This window comes from Accumulibacter sp., assembly GCF_029255145.1.
Classification (GTDB): Bacteria; Pseudomonadota; Gammaproteobacteria; order Burkholderiales; family Rhodocyclaceae; genus Accumulibacter.
The window spans coordinates 19,419-34,231 of the sequence record NZ_JAPUVQ010000026.1 but is presented as its reverse complement, the minus strand read 5'-3'; the positions used below and the strand labels follow the sequence as shown (position 1 = coordinate 34,231).

15 protein-coding genes and 1 tRNA gene are annotated in these 14,813 nt (G+C 61.8%); 1 reads left to right on the top strand and 15 read right to left on the bottom strand.

Annotated elements, in window-relative coordinates; genetic code table 11:
* Window positions 1–22: 22 nt before the first annotated feature.
* The 15 genes from Q1L50_RS02145 to secG all read right to left on the bottom strand — a co-directional run bounded on the left by Q1L50_RS02145 (window position 23) and on the right by secG (window position 13,631).
* Window positions 23–1,507: an NADH-quinone oxidoreductase subunit M gene (locus Q1L50_RS02145; RefSeq protein ID WP_300335552.1), complete on the bottom strand. Its 1,485-nt coding sequence runs from the start codon at window positions 1,505–1,507 to the stop codon at window positions 23–25.
* A gap of 23 nt (window positions 1,508–1,530) precedes the next feature.
* Window positions 1,531–3,612, bottom strand: coding sequence for an NADH-quinone oxidoreductase subunit L (gene nuoL, locus Q1L50_RS02140; protein WP_300335550.1), 2,082 nt, complete (start codon window positions 3,610–3,612; stop codon window positions 1,531–1,533).
* A 2-nt stretch (window positions 3,613–3,614) separates the two neighbouring features.
* Complete coding sequence (nuoK, locus tag Q1L50_RS02135; RefSeq protein WP_300335548.1) at window positions 3,615–3,920, bottom strand: NADH-quinone oxidoreductase subunit NuoK; 306 nt, start codon at window positions 3,918–3,920, stop codon at window positions 3,615–3,617.
* 92 nt (window positions 3,921–4,012) lie between these two features.
* Entirely contained in the window at window positions 4,013–4,615 is a 603-nt protein-coding gene (locus Q1L50_RS02130; RefSeq protein ID WP_300335546.1) for an NADH-quinone oxidoreductase subunit J, read from the bottom strand.
* Window positions 4,616–4,627: 12 nt separating this feature from the next.
* Window positions 4,628–5,116, bottom strand: coding sequence for an NADH-quinone oxidoreductase subunit NuoI (gene nuoI, locus Q1L50_RS02125; RefSeq protein ID WP_300335544.1), 489 nt, complete (start codon window positions 5,114–5,116; stop codon window positions 4,628–4,630).
* 10 nt (window positions 5,117–5,126) lie between these two features.
* A complete protein-coding gene (gene nuoH / locus Q1L50_RS02120; RefSeq protein ID WP_300335543.1) occupies window positions 5,127–6,179 on the bottom strand; it encodes an NADH-quinone oxidoreductase subunit NuoH in 1,053 nt (350 codons plus the stop codon).
* Window positions 6,176–8,506, bottom strand: coding sequence for an NADH-quinone oxidoreductase subunit NuoG (gene nuoG / locus Q1L50_RS02115; RefSeq protein ID WP_300335542.1), 2,331 nt, complete (start codon window positions 8,504–8,506; stop codon window positions 6,176–6,178). The genes nuoH and nuoG overlap by 4 nt, the downstream gene beginning before the upstream one ends.
* A gap of 11 nt (window positions 8,507–8,517) precedes the next feature.
* Window positions 8,518–9,819 carry an NADH-quinone oxidoreductase subunit NuoF gene (gene nuoF, locus Q1L50_RS02110; protein WP_300335666.1) on the bottom strand — a complete coding sequence of 434 codons (1,302 nt, stop codon included), beginning with the start codon at window positions 9,817–9,819 and terminating at the stop codon, window positions 8,518–8,520.
* Window positions 9,820–9,845: 26 nt separating this feature from the next.
* Window positions 9,846–10,319, bottom strand: coding sequence for an NADH-quinone oxidoreductase subunit NuoE (gene nuoE / locus Q1L50_RS02105; RefSeq protein ID WP_300335541.1), 474 nt, complete (start codon window positions 10,317–10,319; stop codon window positions 9,846–9,848).
* A complete protein-coding gene (locus tag Q1L50_RS02100) occupies window positions 10,319–11,572 on the bottom strand; it encodes an NADH-quinone oxidoreductase subunit D (protein WP_300335540.1) in 1,254 nt (417 codons plus the stop codon). Before Q1L50_RS02100 ends, nuoE begins: the two co-directional genes overlap by 1 nt.
* The gene (locus Q1L50_RS02095) at window positions 11,565–12,170 is read right to left on the bottom strand and encodes an NADH-quinone oxidoreductase subunit C (protein ID WP_300335538.1); all 606 of its coding nucleotides are present in this window, start codon (window positions 12,168–12,170) and stop codon (window positions 11,565–11,567) included. The genes Q1L50_RS02100 and Q1L50_RS02095 overlap by 8 nt, the downstream gene beginning before the upstream one ends.
* Before the next feature lie 24 nt (window positions 12,171–12,194).
* The gene (locus Q1L50_RS02090) at window positions 12,195–12,671 is read right to left on the bottom strand and encodes an NADH-quinone oxidoreductase subunit B (RefSeq protein ID WP_300317097.1); all 477 of its coding nucleotides are present in this window, start codon (window positions 12,669–12,671) and stop codon (window positions 12,195–12,197) included.
* A 3-nt stretch (window positions 12,672–12,674) separates the two neighbouring features.
* Window positions 12,675–13,049 (bottom strand): NADH-quinone oxidoreductase subunit A, encoded by a 375-nt coding sequence (gene ndhC / locus Q1L50_RS02085; RefSeq protein ID WP_300335536.1) that lies wholly within the window; start codon window positions 13,047–13,049, stop codon window positions 12,675–12,677.
* Window positions 13,050–13,108: 59 nt separating this feature from the next.
* Window positions 13,109–13,193 (bottom strand) — tRNA-Leu (locus tag Q1L50_RS02080).
* Window positions 13,194–13,259: 66 nt separating this feature from the next.
* Window positions 13,260–13,631: a preprotein translocase subunit SecG gene (gene secG / locus Q1L50_RS02075; RefSeq protein ID WP_300335665.1), complete on the bottom strand. Its 372-nt coding sequence runs from the start codon at window positions 13,629–13,631 to the stop codon at window positions 13,260–13,262.
* A gap of 377 nt (window positions 13,632–14,008) precedes the next feature.
* Here secG and Q1L50_RS02070 point away from each other — a divergent pair, with 377 nt between their 5' ends.
* The gene (locus Q1L50_RS02070; RefSeq protein WP_300335534.1) at window positions 14,009–14,764 is read left to right on the top strand and encodes a fused MFS/spermidine synthase; all 756 of its coding nucleotides are present in this window, start codon (window positions 14,009–14,011) and stop codon (window positions 14,762–14,764) included.
* The last annotated feature ends 49 nt before the right edge of the window (window positions 14,765–14,813 follow it).

Genomic DNA, 14,813 nt, shown 5'->3' with positions numbered 1-14,813 from the left:
CAAGAGTCATAGCGGCTACCAATTATTGGATCTTGCTCAGAGCGACGTGACGCAGGAGCTCGTTGACCGAGCTGTGCATGACTTCAGTAAAGGGCTGCGGATAGAGACCCATGCCCAGCGCGCCAACGGCAAACAGCACGAAAATCAGGAATTCGCGCCGGTTGATGTCGGTGAGCTCGGCCACGTGTTTGTTGGCAACCGCGCCAAAGATCACTCGTTTGTACATCCACAGGGTATAGGCCGCGCCAACGATCATCGTCGAGGCCGCGGCGACGGCGACCCAGAAGTTGTGGTCTACGGCGGCCAGGATGACCATGAATTCGCCGACGAAGCCAGAGGTGGCCGGCAAGCCGGCATTGGCCATGGCGAAGAGCATGAAGAACGCGGCGAACTTGGGCATGGTGTTCACCACCCCACCGTAATCGGCGATCTGCCGCGAGTGGGCGCGGTCGTACATCACGCCGATCGAGAAGAACATTGCCCCGGAAACGAAGCCATGCGAGATCATCTGGACCAGCGCGCCTTCGATACCGAGGGCACTGAACATGAAAAAACCGAGCGTGACGAAGCCCATGTGGGCAATCGACGAGTAAGCCACCAGCTTCTTCATGTCGGCCTGCACCAGCGCGACGAAGCCGATATAGATGATGGCGATCAACGACAGGGCGATCAGCAGGCCCGACAGCTCGTGCGAAGCATCCGGGGCGATTGGCAGCGAAAACCGCAGAAAGCCGTAGGCCCCGAGCTTCAGGGCGATCGCCGCCAGGACGATCGATCCTCCGGTCGGTGCCTCGACGTGCGCGTCCGGCAACCACGTATGCACCGGCCACATCGGCACCTTGACCGCGAAAGCGACCAGGAAGGCCAGGAACAGCCAGGTCTGCGCGGTCATGCCGAGCGGCATCTGGTGCCAGTCGAGAATCGAAAAGCTGCCACCCGACTCGATGAACATGTAGAGCAGCGCGATCAGGAACAGCAGCGACCCCATCAGTGTAAACAGGAAGAACTTGAACGCCGCATAAACGCGGTTGGCGCCGCCCCAGATGCCGATGATCAGGTACAGCGGAATCAGCGAGGACTCGAAGAAGACGTAGAACAGGACCCCGTCCAAGGCCGAGAAAATCCCGTTCAGCAAGCCGGACATGATCAGGAAACCGGCGTTGTACTGCGCCACCCGGCTATCGATGACCTGCCAGCCGGCGAGGACGACGGTGATCGTGATGAAGCTGTTGAGCAGCACGAAAGGCATCGAGATGCCATCGACGCCGAGGTGGTAATTGACGTTGAAACGTGGAATCCAGCTGCGGAGTTCGACGAACTGCATCGCCGGGGTGTGCAGATCGAAGCCCGTATAAAGCGGGATGGTCACCAGCAGGCCCGCGACGGCGCCAATCAGGGCGAGCATCCGGGCGAGTGGTGCGTTGCGATCGGAGCCGGTCGCCAGGACAACAAAGCCGGCGAGGATCGGTACCCAGATGGCAAGAGAGAGAAGCGGCGTGCCTGACATATCGTTCCCAGTCTTTCTCTAGCTCAGGCGCGCGTGACCCACAGGGTCATCAACACAAACACGCCGATAATCATCGTAAAAGCGTAGTGGTAAATGTGGCCGGTCTGGAACAGGCGCGCCAGGGCCGCGAACCAGCTCACCAGGCGGACCGCGCCGCCGACGATGATGCCGTCGATCAGGCCGGTGTCGCCACCCTTCCACAGACCCCTGCCAAGCAAGCGTGCGCCACCGGCGAAGATCACTTCGTTGAACTTGTCGAAGTAGTACTTGTTGTCGAGCAGCGTATACAGCGGTGCGCAGCGGGACTTGATCGCTGCCGCGATGTCCGGGCGTTTCATGTACAGGAACCACGATGACGCGACACCGAGGAAGGCCAGCCAGAACACCGAGGTGGTGACGGCGTGGGTGGCCATCGCCAGCGCGCCGTGGAAGTGGTGGGCAAGCTCTTCCATCACCGGATGCGCCTCGGAATCGACGAAGATTGCGCCTTTGAAAAAGTCGCCAAAGAGCATCGGCTCGATCGTCAGGTAACCGATGAATACCGACGGAATGGCCAGCATGATCAACGGCAGGGTGACCACCCAGGGCGTCTCGTGCGGCTTCTGGCCGGGCGCAAGGCCATGGTGCTCGGCGTGCGCGTCGTCCGCGTGATGGGCATCGTCGCCGTGCGCCGAATGATCGTCGGCGGCGTGCGCCGCGGCCTGGACGTGGGCTGGCTCGTGCACCGCCGCCTTGCCGAAACGCTCTTCGCCGTGGAAGACCAGGAAATACAGGCGGAACGAGTAGAAGGCGGTGACGAAGACGCTGGCGAGGACGGCAAAATAGGCAAAGCCGGAACCCGGAATATGCGAAAGCGCGACCGCCTCGATGATCGAGTCCTTGGAGTAGAAGCCGGAAAACAGAGGTGTGCCGATCAGCGCCAGCGATCCGATCAGCGACGTAAACCAGGTTATCGGCATGTACTTGCGCAGACCGCCCATGTTGCGGATGTCCTGGTCGTGGTGCATGCCGATGATCACCGATCCCGCCGCGAGGAACAGCAGGGCCTTGAAAAAGGCGTGCGTCATCAGGTGGAAGATCGCCACCGAATACGCCGAAGCGCCGAGGGCGACGGTCATGTAGCCCAGCTGCGACAGCGTCGAATAGGCCACGATGCGCTTGATGTCGTTCTGGATGACGCCGAGGAAGCCCATGAACAGCGCCGTGATCGCGCCGATGACGATAACGAACGAGAGCGCGGTATCGGACAACTCGAACAGCGGCGACATGCGCGCGACCATGAAGATGCCGGCGGTGACCATCGTCGCCGCATGGATCAGCGCCGAAATCGGCGTCGGACCTTCCATCGAGTCGGGCAGCCAGACGTGCAGGGGAACCTGCGCCGACTTGCCCATCGCACCGATGAACAGCAGGATGCAGATCGCGGTCATCAGGGCAACCGCGCTGCCTTCACCGAACAGCGGGATGGTGGTCTCGGCGGCGAGCATTGGCGCCTTGGCGAAGACGGCGGCGTAGTCCAGCGTGCCAAAGTGGCTGAGCACCAGGCCAATGCCGAGGATGAAACCGAAATCGCCAACCCGGTTGACCAGAAAAGCCTTCAGGTTGGCGAAGATCGCCGTCGGCCGGGTATACCAAAAGCCGATCAGCAGGTACGAAACCAGGCCGACAGCCTCCCAGCCAAAGAACAGTTGCATGAAGTTGTTGCTCATCACGAGCATCAGCATCGAAAAGGTGAACAGCGAGATGTAGCTGAAGAAACGGTTGTAGCCCGGGTCGTCCTGCATGTAGCCGATGGTGTAGATATGCACCATCAGCGATACGAAGGTGACCACCAGCATCATCGTGACCGTCAGCTGGTCAATCAGGAAACCGACCTCGAAATGGTAATCGCCGGAAGTCAGCCAGCGATAAACCGAGCCGTTGTAGGTGTTTCCCGCCTGCACGTCCTTGAAGATCACGTAGGAAGCGACGAAGGCGATCGCCACCCCGGCAATGGTCACGGTGTGCGCCAGCCAGCGGGGGATCACGCGGCAGAACAGGCCTGCAATGATGGCCCCGAACAGCGGCGCCAGCGGAACCAGCAGGTAGAGCTTTTGCATTTCCATGTTCAACCCTTCAGGCTGTCCAGATCATCCACATGGATGGTCTTCAGGTTGCGGAACAGCACCACCAGAATCGCCAGTCCGATAGCCGCTTCGGCGGCAGCGACAGTCAGGATGAAGAAGACGAAAACCTGCCCGGCAAGATCCTGCATGTAATGGGAAAAGGCGATGAAGTTCATGTTCACCGCCAGCAGCATCAACTCGATCGACATCAGGATGACGATCAGATTCTTGCGGTTGAGAAAGATACCGACGACGCTGATCGCAAACAGGATCGCGCCCAGGATCAAAAAGTGGGACAGTGTAAGCAAGATGCCTCCCTGATTCCTTCTGCATGGGGTGGCAAGCTTTTCGCCGCCCCTCTTATTCTAAGTCTGGTGTTGCGGAGTGCGCTGCCAGCCGATCAGTCACGCCTCTCGGCTGGCATCTGCAGAACGGCGACGCGGTCCCTGGCCTTGACGAAGACCTGCTGCGACGGGCTGACCGACTTGTTCTTGCGCTTCCCGCGCTGGGTGAGCGCCACCGCGGCGACAATGCCGACCAGCAGGACGACCGATGCCAGCTCGAATGGATAGACGTACTCGGTAAAGATCAGACGACCGACGGCCTGCACATTGCTGGCGTCCGCCGTCGCCTGCGGCACGGCGCTCTCTAGCCAGCCCAGGTAATTGCCGGCAAGATAAAGTCCCATTTCGGCGACCATCAGCAAGGCAATGATCGAACCCAGCGGCAGGTAGCTCCAGAAACCTTCCCGCAAGCGATCGAGATTGATGTCGAGGAGCATCACCACGAACAGGAACAGCACCATGACCGCGCCGACGTAGATCAGGATCAGCGCGATCGCCAGAAACTCGGCCTGCAGCAGCATCCACACCCCGCTCGCCGAAAAGAAGGCAAGGACCAGGAACAGCGCCGCGTGCACCGGGTTTCGCGAGGTGATCACGCGCAGCCCGGCGAACACCAGGATCGCCGAAAAGAAGTAGAAAACGAAGGTCTTGAATTCCATCGCGTCGGCCTGTCAGCGGTATTTCGAGTCGAGTTCGCGGTCTGCCGCGATCTGCTCTTCGTAGCGGTCACCATTGGCCAGCAGCATCGGCTTGGTGTAGTAGAGATCGCCACGCTCTTCCCCGTGGTACTCGAAAATCCGCGTCTCGACGATGGCATCGACCGGACACGCCTCTTCACAGAAACCGCAAAAGATGCATTTGGTGAGATCGATGTCGTAGCGCGTGGTGCGGCGCGAACCGTCCTCGCGCGGGTCGGATTCGATGGTAATCGCCATCGCCGGACAAACCGCCTCGCACAACTTGCAGGCGATGCATCGCTCCTCGCCGTTCGGGTAGCGCCGAAGCGCGTGCAGGCCGCGAAATCGAAAACTTTGCGGCGTTTTTTCTTCCGGGTACTGGACGGTGATCTTGCGGGCGAACATGTAGCGCCCGGTTACCGACATCCCCTTGAACAACTCCCTGAGCAGGAGGCTGTTGAAAATTTCCTTCATCGAACCCATGACTAGCCTCTCACTTCCAGATGCTCAACGGCGACATCATCCAGCAGCCGACGACGACCAGCCAGATCAGACACAGCGGGATGAATACCTTCCAGCCGAGGCGCATGATCTGGTCGTAGCGATAGCGCGGGAAGGTGGCGCGAATCCAGAGGAAGAAGAACAGTACCGCGGCAATCTTCATGAACAGCCACAGCAGGCCATCGGGGAGGAAACCCACCGGCGACAACCAGCCGCCCAGGAACAGCAGCGAGGTCAGCGTCGACACCAGGATCATGTTGGCGTATTCGGCCAGGAAAAAGACCGCGAACGCCATCCCCGAGTATTCGCAGTGGAAGCCGACAATCTCGGACTCGCCTTCGGCCATGTCGAACGGCGCGCGGTTGGTCTCGGCGACGATCGACACCAGGTAGACGACGAACATCGGCAGCAGCGGCAGCCAGTTCCACGACAGGAACGCGAGCCCCTTGTCGGCAAAAAACCCACGACTCTGGCCGCCGACGATATCGCCCAGATTGAGGCTGTTGGAAACCATCAGCACCACCACCAGCGCCAGCCCCATCGAGATTTCATAGGAGATCATCTGCGCCGCCGAGCGCATGCCCCCCAGGAAGGCGTATTTCGAGTTCGACGCCCAGCCGGCGAGGATGATCCCGTACACACCGATCGACCCGATCGACATGATGTACAGCAGACTGGCGTTGACGTTCGCCAGCACCAGCGTGTCGTTGAACGGGACCACCGCCCAGGCGGCCAGCGCCGGCGCGAAGGCGAACATCGGCGCGATCAGGAAGACGCTCTTGTCGGCACCGGTCGGGACCACCACTTCCTTCAGGAACAGCTTCAGGCCGTCGGCGATCGGCTGAATCAGCCCCCAGGGACCGACCCGATTGGGCCCGATGCGAACCTGCATCCAGCCGATCACCTTGCGCTCCCAGAACGTCAGGTAAGCGACGGCGAGCAGTAGCGGGGCGATGATCAGCATGATCTTGATCAACGCCCACACCAGCGGAAAGACCGACCCGAAAAGACCTTGCAACATCCCCTGCAGCGCATCGACCATCATGCACGCTCCACGTTGATCGAACCGAACATGTCACCCAGCGCGGCAGTCGATTGATGAGCGGCGGCCACCCGAACGCACCCCGGCGGTACCGTCTCGTCGGCCCTAGCGGTCAGCACCGTCTCGCCGTTCCCCTGCCGAACGCGAACCGGCACGCCATCGCTGACGCCAAGCGTCGCCAGTGTGCTGGCGCGCATCCGCGCCGCAGGCGGAGCAGCGTCGTGCGTCTTCTGGAGCGCCGGCGAACGACGGGCAAGCGGGTCGGCTGAATAGATCGGCACGTCGGCCACTCGTTGCAAGCCTGCAGGCTGCGCTGTGGCCAGCGCACAGGGGACACCGCTGATGCTGTTGACCAGCCCGGGGACAAACTCTTCCCCGGCCGGGACGATCTCATCGCGTACCTGCTCGCTCGATTGATAGTCGAAGCCCGGCAGCGCCAGCAGACTGCCGAGCACGCGCAGCACTTTCCAGCCGGGACGCGCGTCGCCGATCGGGCGAACGACACCGTTGAAGCTCTGCACCCGGCCTTCGCTGTTGACAAAGGAACCCGAGGTCTCGGTAAACGGCGTGATTGGCAGCAGCGCGTCGGCGTAATCAGCTGCCGCGCCATCACTGAACGGCGTCAGCATGACCACCAGCGCAGCCGCCTTGAGGGCCGCCAGAGCCTGTTGCGGGTTGTGGCAATCGAGCTCGGGTTCGACGCCGAGCAGGATGTAGCCCTGGCGCGGCTGGGCGAACATTTCGTAGGCGTTGAGCGCGCTGGGCAGGGCCTTGGCGACGTGGCCGCCAACACTGTTGGCCGCTTCGCCGATGAAGCCGCAGCTTGCCCCGGTCAGTTTCGCAAGTTCTGCGGCCAGCGCGTGCAGTCGTGCGGCTTGAGGATGCTGTTCGGCGGCGTTGCCAAGGAAGATCGCGCTCCTGGTGCCGCCGACCAGGCTCTGGGCGATCGCCTGGCTGCTCGCGCAAGGTTCGACAGCCTCAAGGCCAGCCGGAACCGGCTCGCTCTTCAGTTGCGCAGCGGCCTTGACGATGGCCGCCAGGGCCAGCGGCAGTTCAGCAGGAGCGACCGCCAGCTGTGCGTGCAACTTGATCAGCGGGTCGTCACTGCCAAGCGACAGCAGGCTGACCTTGCCCCAGTTCTTGGCCAGCTGGCGCAGACGTTGCGCGAACAGCGGGTGGTCCTTGCGCAGGAAGCTGCCAACCACCAGTGCCGCGTCCAGATCCTTGATCTCGGCGAGGCGAAGGCCCAGCCACGGCGTGCCGCCCAGCTTGCCGTCAGCCGAAAAATCGCGGCGCCGCGGACGGAAGTCGACGCTGCCCGAACCGAGGCCGCGGGTCAGCTTTTGCAGCAGATAGAGTTCTTCCAGGGTCGCGTGCGGCGACGCCAGCGCGGCCAGCGACTCACCGCCGCCAGCCTTGCCGATGTCCTTGAGCGCATGCGCCACATAATCGAGCGCGACATTCCACTCGACTTCTCGCAGCGCGCCATCAACGCGGATCATGGGCCGGGTCAAACGCGCCGGCGAGTTCAGCGCCTCGTAGGAAAAACGCTCCTTGTCCGAAATCCAGCACTCGTTGACGTCTTCGTTCTCACGCGGCAGGACGCGCATGACGACGTTGTTCTTGATCTGCACGGTCAGGTTGGCGCCGATGCTGTCGTGCGGGCTGACCGACTTGCGCCGCGACAACTCCCAGCTGCGCGCCGAGTAGCGGAACGGCCTGGAGGTCAGCGCGCCGACCGGGCACAGATCGATCATGTTGCCCGACAGTTCGGAATCGATCGACCGGCCGACGAAGGTCATGATTTCGGCGTGCATATTGCGGTTGGCCATGCCGAGTTCCATGACCCCGGCAATTTCCTGGCCGAAGCGGACACAGCGCGTACAGTGGATGCAGCGCGCCATTTCCTGCATCGAGATCAGCGGCCCGACGTCCTTGTGGAAGACGACGCGCTTCCCTTCCTGATAGCGCGAAGCGCTGCCGCCGTAACCGACCGCCAGATCCTGCAGCTGACACTCGCCGCCCTGGTCGCAGATCGGGCAATCGAGCGGGTGGTTGATCAGCAGGAACTCCATGACGCCCTTCTGGGCCTTGACCGCCAGCTCGGAATGGGTGAACACCTTCATCCCGTTGGTCACCGGCGTCGCGCAGGCAGGCAGCGGCTTGGGCGCCTTCTCGACCTGCACCAGGCACATCCGGCAGTTGGCCGCGATCGAGAGTTTCTTGTGGTAGCAGAAATGCGGGATATAGGCACCAAGCTGTTGCGCAGCGTCCATGATGGTGCTGCCGTCGGGCACCTGCACCACCTTGCCGTCGATTTCGATTTCCATCGTCTCGTACCCTAAACCCTTGCCGTAAAGAAGCCACTGCCGGCGCGCTGGACATCAACGGGCACGAGGCACTTCTGGTGTTCGATGTGGTACGCGAACTCGTCGCGAAAATGCTTGATGAAGCTCTGTACCGGCATCGAGGCGGCGTCGCCGAGCGCGCAGATGGTGCGGCCCATGATGTTGGTGGTGACGCTGGCCAGCAAATCGAGGTCGTCGGCGCGGCCTTGCCCGTTCTCGATGCGGTGCACCACCTTGTAGAGCCAGCTCGTTCCCTCACGGCAGGGGGTGCACTGGCCGCACGATTCCTCATAGTAAAAGAAGGAAAGACGCTCGAGCGCCTTCACCATGCAGGTCGTCTCGTCCATCACGATGACCGCGCCGGAACCCAGCATGGAGCCGGCCTTGCCGATCGAATCGTAATCCATCGTGCAGTCCATCATCGCCGCCGCCGGCACCACCGGCGACGATGAGCCACCCGGGATACACGCCTTCAACTGGCGGCCGGCGCGCATCCCGCCAGCCATTTCGAGCAGCGTGGAGAATGGCGTGCCAAGCGGGATTTCGTAGTTTCCGGGGCGGTTGACATGGCCGGAAACCGAAAACAGCTTGGTGCCGCCATTGTTCGCCTTGCCGGCTTCGAGATAGGTTTCGCCACCCAGATTGATGATGTACGGGACCGAGGCGAAGGTCTCGGTGTTGTTGATCGTCGTCGGCTTGCCGTAAAGGCCGAAGGAAGCCGGAAACGGTGGCTTGAAGCGGGGCTGGCCCTTCTTGCCTTCGATCGACTCGAGCAGCGCGGTTTCTTCGCCGCAGATGTAGGCCCCGTAGCCATGATGGGCGAAGAGCTCGAAGTTGAAACCCGAGCCCAGCAGGTCGCTGCCGAGAAAACCGGCCGCCCGCGCTTCGTCCAGCGCCTCTTCGAAACGCTCGTAGATCTCCCACACTTCGCCGTGGATGTAGTTGTAGCCGCGCGCGGCGCCCATCGCGTAGCCGGCGATGACCATCCCCTCGATCACCGAATGCGGGTTGTAGCGCAGGATGTCGCGGTCCTTGAAGGTTCCCGGTTCGCCCTCGTCCGAATTGCACACCACGTACTTGTCGCCGGGAAACGAGCGCGGCATGAAACTCCACTTGAGGCCGGTCGGAAAGCCGGCGCCGCCGCGACCACGCAAGACCGACTTCTTGACCTCGTTGATGACGTATTCCTGTGGCTGTTTCTCTTCGAGAATGCGGCGCAGCGCCGAGTAGCCGCCGCGCTTGACGTAATCGGCCAGGCGCCAGGCATTGTCGCCGTCCAGACCGAGGCTGAGCATCGGGTTGATCGCACCGAGAATCGCCATTACTTCAGCTCCGCCAGCAGTTGGTCGATTTGCCCGGGGTCCATCCAGCTGCACATCCGGCGATTATTGACGATCATCACCGGCGCATCGCCGCAAGCGCCCATGCACTCGCCTTCCTTGAGCGTGATCAGGCCGTCGGGGGTCGTTTCGTTGTAATCGATCCCGAGCTTCTTCTTGAGATACTCGCCGGCGTCGACGCCGCCGCTGAGCATGCACGGCAGGTTGGTACACACCGAAACCTTGTACTTGCCCAGCGGCTTCAGGTCGTACATGTTGTAGAAGCTGGCCACCTCGTAGGCGGCGACCGGCGCCATGCCCAGATAGTTGGCCACCAGTTCGATCGCTTCGCTGGACAGCCAGCCCTGCTCTTCCTGGGCAATGGCGAGAGCGGCCATCACCGCCGACTGCTTCTGGTCGGCCGGGTACTTGGCGATTTCGCGGTCAATTCGCTTGAGGGATTCTGAAGTCAGCATCAACGGTCAATCTCGCCAAAAACAACGTCCTGCGATCCAATGATGGTCACCACGTCGGCCAGCATGTGGCCACGGACCATCTCATCCATCGCCGACAGGTGCACGTAACCCGGCGCACGTATCTTCAAACGGTAAGGCTTGTTGGCGCCGTCGGAAATCACGTAGATGCCGAACTCGCCTTTCGGGTGTTCGACCGCTGAATAAACCTCACCCTCGGGCACATGCATGCCTTCGGTGCACAGCTTGAAGTGGTGAATCAGCTCTTCCATGTTGGACTTCATGGCCTCGCGATCCGGCGGCGCAACCTTGTGGTTGTCCGACATCACCGGACCCGGGTTTTGCCGTAGCCAGTCGACGCATTGCTTGACGATGCGATTCGACTGCCGCATCTCTTCCATGCGGACCAGATAGCGGTCGTACGAGTCGCCGGTCTTGCCAATCGGAATGTCGAAGTCGACCCGGTCATAGACCTCGTAGGGCTGCTTCTTGCGCAGATCCCAGGCGATTCCCGACCCGCGCAGCATCGGCCCGGTGAAGCCGCGCTGCAGCGCGCGTTCGGGGGTAACGATACCGACGTCGACCAGCCGCTGCTTCCAGATCCGGTTGTCGGTGAGCAGTGTTTCGTACTCGTCGAGCAACTTCGGAAAACGGGCGGCGAAATCGTCGAGAAAATCGAGCAGCGAGCCGCTGCGCGCCTCGTTGAACGGCTTGATCTGCGCCGCACTCTTCCACTTCGACTCCTGATACTGCGAAATGCGGTCGGGGAGATCGCGGTACACGCCGCCCGGCCGGTAGTATGCAGCGTGCATACGCGCGCCGGACACGGCTTCGTAGGCATCGACCAGATCCTCGCGCTCTCGAAAGGCGTAGAGCACCATGGTCATCGCGCCGACGTCGAGGCCGTGGCAGCCGACCCACAACAGGTGATTCAGGATGCGCGTGATTTCGTCGAACATCACCCGGATGTACTGGGCGCGGACCGGCACCTCGATCTCCAGCAAGCGCTCGATCGCCATGCAGTAGGCATGTTCGTTGCACATCATCGACATATAGTCGAGGCGGTCCATGTACGGCACCGACTGAATCCAGGTCTTGCTTTCGGCAAGCTTCTCGGTCGCCCGGTGGAGCAGGCCGATATGCGGATCGGCACGCATCACCACTTCGCCGTCAAGTTCCAGCACCATCCGCAGCACACCATGCGCGGCCGGGTGCTGCGGCCCGAAGTTCAGGGTGAAGTTACGAAGTTCAGGCATTGTTGACCTTCCCGTAGGTCGCTTCGCGAACGATCCGCGGCGTAATCTCGCGCGGCTCGATGGTCACCGGTTGATAGATCACCCGCTGCTGCTCCGGGTCGTAGCGCATCTCGACATAACCGGAAACGGGGAAATCCTTGCGGAACGGATGGCCGATAAAGCCATAGTCGGTGAGAATCCTGCGCAGATCATTGTGGCCGGGGAAGACGATACCGATCAGATCGAAAGCCTCGCGCTCGAACCAGTTGACACTGTTCCACACCGAGGTCACCGAGGGCAACGAAGGGAAGTCGTCATCCGGCGCAAAGCACCGGACGCGCAAGCGCCAGTTCCTGGTAATCGACAGCAGATGGCTTACCGCGGCGTAGCGCGGGCCCTCGCGTGGGACGTTGCCATAGGTCGAGTAGTCAACGCCGCAGAGGTCGATCAACTCTTCAAAGGCCAGTTCCGGCGCGTCGCGCAGGGTCTGCATCACCCCCAGGTAATCCGCGGCATCGACTTCGATGGTCACTTCACCCAGCGCCACCTTCAACGACTTCACTCGATCACCGAGACACTCTTGCAGATTCTGGCTAAGCGCTTCCAGCTTGGCGGACATGACTCACTCTCGGGTTGGTTTGGTTCAGCGGGCGATGGTGCTGGTCCGGCGGATCTTGTTCTGCAACTGTATCAGGCCGTAGATCAGCGCCTCGGCAGTCGGCGGACAGCCCGGCACATAGATGTCGACCGGAACGATCCGATCGCAGCCGCGAACCACCGAGTACGAGTAATGGTAATAGCCGCCACCGTTGGCACAGGAGCCCATCGAGACCACCCAGCGCGGTTCGGCCATCTGGTCATAGACCTTGCGCATCGCAGGCGCCATCTTGTTGGTCAGCGTCCCGGCGACGACCATCACATCCGACTGCCGTGGACTCGGACGAAAGACGATCCCGAAACGGTCCAGGTCGTAACGCGAGCAGCCGGCATGGATCATCTCGATGGCGCAGCAGGCGAGGCCGAAACTCATCGGCCACATCGATCCGGTACGAACGTAGTTGATCAGCTTGTCGGCCGTGGTGGTGACGAAGCCTTCCTGGAGGATGCCTTCAATACCCATCGCTCACTCCCAATCCAGAGCGCCCCTGGCCCAGGCGTAAACATAGCCGACGACCAGAATGGCGATGAAAACCAGCATCTCGATGAAACCGAACCACTTCACCGAATCGGTGGCGACGATCTCGCCGAAGATCGTCGCCCACGGCAGCAGGAAGGCGACCTCGAGATCAAACAGGATGAACAGGATGGCGATCAGGTAGTAGCGCACATCGAACTTCATGCGCGCGTCTTCGAAGGCCTCGAAGCCGCACTCGTAGGGCGAGAGCTTCGCGCTGTCGGGACGATGTGGCGCGACGATCATGCCCATCACCACCGGCATGACACCGAAGGCCACGCCAATCAGGATGAAGACCAGTACCGGGAAGTAGCTTTCCAGCATGATGCGCCCCACAAACGCTTCGATTCAGAACACAGCCATCGCTTGCCGATGGCATCACCTGGTGCCGACGATGAGACTCGAACTCATACGACCGAAGTCACTACCCCCTCAAGATAGCGTGTATACCAATTTCACCACGTCGGCAGCACTACAGACAGCAGGCGAGGCAATCGAGGAATCCAGCCTTCCCCGCCGCTGCTTTCAACGCTATTACCTGGGAATATCCTTTGCTTTTGAATCGGGATCCACGGGGTGCTTGCCCTGGTCGACACCACCCGAGGGCGGCGCTGGAACAGGGCCGGATTTTACCGCATCCCGCATCACACTGCCAGTCGTTTTTGGTGCGGTCGAAGCCAGGTAGGCGAGCGACAGACTGGTGACAAAAAAGATCGTCGCCAGGACCGCGGTGGCCCGGCTGAGGAAATTTGCCGCCCCCGTTGCGCCGAAAAGACTGCCCGAAGCGCCGCTGCCAAAGGCCGCGCCCATGTCGGCACCCTTGCCGTGCTGGACCAGGACCAGGCCGATCACGCTGACCGCTGCCAGGATGTGCACCGTCAGAACCACAGAAAAAAGATAATCCATATGACCTCTTAGTCGACCCGAGCAACGGCCAGCACACGTTAGGCACACCGCCAGCCGCGGCGCGTCGGGAGCGTGGCCCGGACACCGATCCAGGCGCGAATTGGCCCAGTGCGCCGATCGCTGGCGCGACAGCGCCCCCGCCAGAAAAACTCTGGTAGTATAGCGAGTCTCAACGGCGCGGGTCAATTGACGATCTGCCGACAACGAGATCGCAAATTCCTGATCACCACTTGAACCGGCGGTTCGGACACCGGCAAGCTCAGTGCGGGCAAGACCGCTGTCAGCCGTGAAGGCCGCGGCCTAGACGGCCCACTGCCCGCTCCGCGACATTCCCTCGTCCCCCATGGCAGCATGCCAACAAACCGCTGGCCGATCCGATGGCCCGTGACTTGATCGAAATCAGCGAGGCAGCCGGCGTCCGCTACCTCCATTTCGCCTCGTCCTGGGTGCAGGGGGCCATGCGGATCCGGAGCCCGAACGCTCTCGAACTGTCCTACACACGCGAGATGATGGCCGGGTTGCTGCTCCGCGAATCGCCATGGCCACGCGAGGCCCTGCTGATCGGCCTCGGCGCCGGGTCGCAGGCCAAGTTCCTCTACCATCAGCTGCCGGCGACGAAGATCACCGTCGTCGAGATCGACCCCCAGGTCGAGATCGTCGCGCGACTGCATTTCAATCTGCCGGATGACCCCCGCCGCCTGCGCGTGCTGATCGATGACGGCGCCGAGCACATGCTCGCCGGCAGCAGCCGCTACGACTGTATCCTGGTGGACGGCTTTGACAAGAACGCCCGCGCCGGCGTCCTCGATACCCTGCCGTTCTACCAGGCCTGCCGTTCGCGGCTGAGCGACAGCGGGCTGCTGGCGGTCAATCTGCTCGGACGCGAACGGGGTTTCCAGGCCAGCGCCGAGCGCATCGATGCCGCTTTCGATGGCCGCGCGCTGGTCTTCCCGTCCTGCGACAGCGGCAATACCGTCGCCCTCGCTGCGGCCGGCGATCGGGTCGACCTCGGCTTCGACGAACTGATCGCCCGGGCCCACCAGTGCCGCAAGGACACCGGCCTCAATCTGCTGCCGACCATCGCCAGGTTGCAGATCGCCCGCCGCAGCGAAGGCGACCGCCTGCACCTCTGACGACCGATTTCCAGTCGCGCCAGCCAACGCCCGACAGCTGAAGACGAGT

Bases quoted from the DNA above. Each gene is read 5' to 3' on its own strand.
- secG (WP_300335665.1), bottom strand. From the start codon at position 13,631: ATGGATTATCTTTTTTCTGTGGTTCTGACGGTGCACATCCTGGCAGCG.
- Q1L50_RS02130 (WP_300335546.1), bottom strand. From the start codon at position 4,615: ATGGAATTCAAGACCTTCGTTTTCTACTTCTTTTCGGCGATCCTGGTG.
- Q1L50_RS02070 (WP_300335534.1), top strand. From the start codon at position 14,009: ATGGCCCGTGACTTGATCGAAATCAGCGAGGCAGCCGGCGTCCGCTAC.
- nuoI (WP_300335544.1), bottom strand. From the start codon at position 5,116: ATGGGTTCGATGAAGGAAATTTTCAACAGCCTCCTGCTCAGGGAGTTG.
- nuoE (WP_300335541.1), bottom strand. From the start codon at position 10,319: ATGCTGACTTCAGAATCCCTCAAGCGAATTGACCGCGAAATCGCCAAG.
- Q1L50_RS02100 (WP_300335540.1), bottom strand. From the start codon at position 11,572: ATGCCTGAACTTCGTAACTTCACCCTGAACTTCGGGCCGCAGCACCCG.
- ndhC (WP_300335536.1), bottom strand. From the start codon at position 13,049: ATGCTGGAAAGCTACTTCCCGGTACTGGTCTTCATCCTGATTGGCGTG.
- nuoG (WP_300335542.1), bottom strand. From the start codon at position 8,506: ATGGAAATCGAAATCGACGGCAAGGTGGTGCAGGTGCCCGACGGCAGC.
- Q1L50_RS02095 (WP_300335538.1), bottom strand. From the start codon at position 12,170: ATGTCCGCCAAGCTGGAAGCGCTTAGCCAGAATCTGCAAGAGTGTCTC.
- Q1L50_RS02090 (WP_300317097.1), bottom strand. From the start codon at position 12,671: ATGGGTATTGAAGGCATCCTCCAGGAAGGCTTCGTCACCACCACGGCC.
- nuoH (WP_300335543.1), bottom strand. From the start codon at position 6,179: ATGATGGTCGATGCGCTGCAGGGGATGTTGCAAGGTCTTTTCGGGTCG.
- nuoL (WP_300335550.1), bottom strand. From the start codon at position 3,612: ATGGAAATGCAAAAGCTCTACCTGCTGGTTCCGCTGGCGCCGCTGTTC.
- nuoF (WP_300335666.1), bottom strand. From the start codon at position 9,819: ATGCTCAGCCTCGGTCTGGACGGCGACAATGCCTGGCGCCTGGCCGAT.
- Q1L50_RS02145 (WP_300335552.1), bottom strand. From the start codon at position 1,507: ATGTCAGGCACGCCGCTTCTCTCTCTTGCCATCTGGGTACCGATCCTC.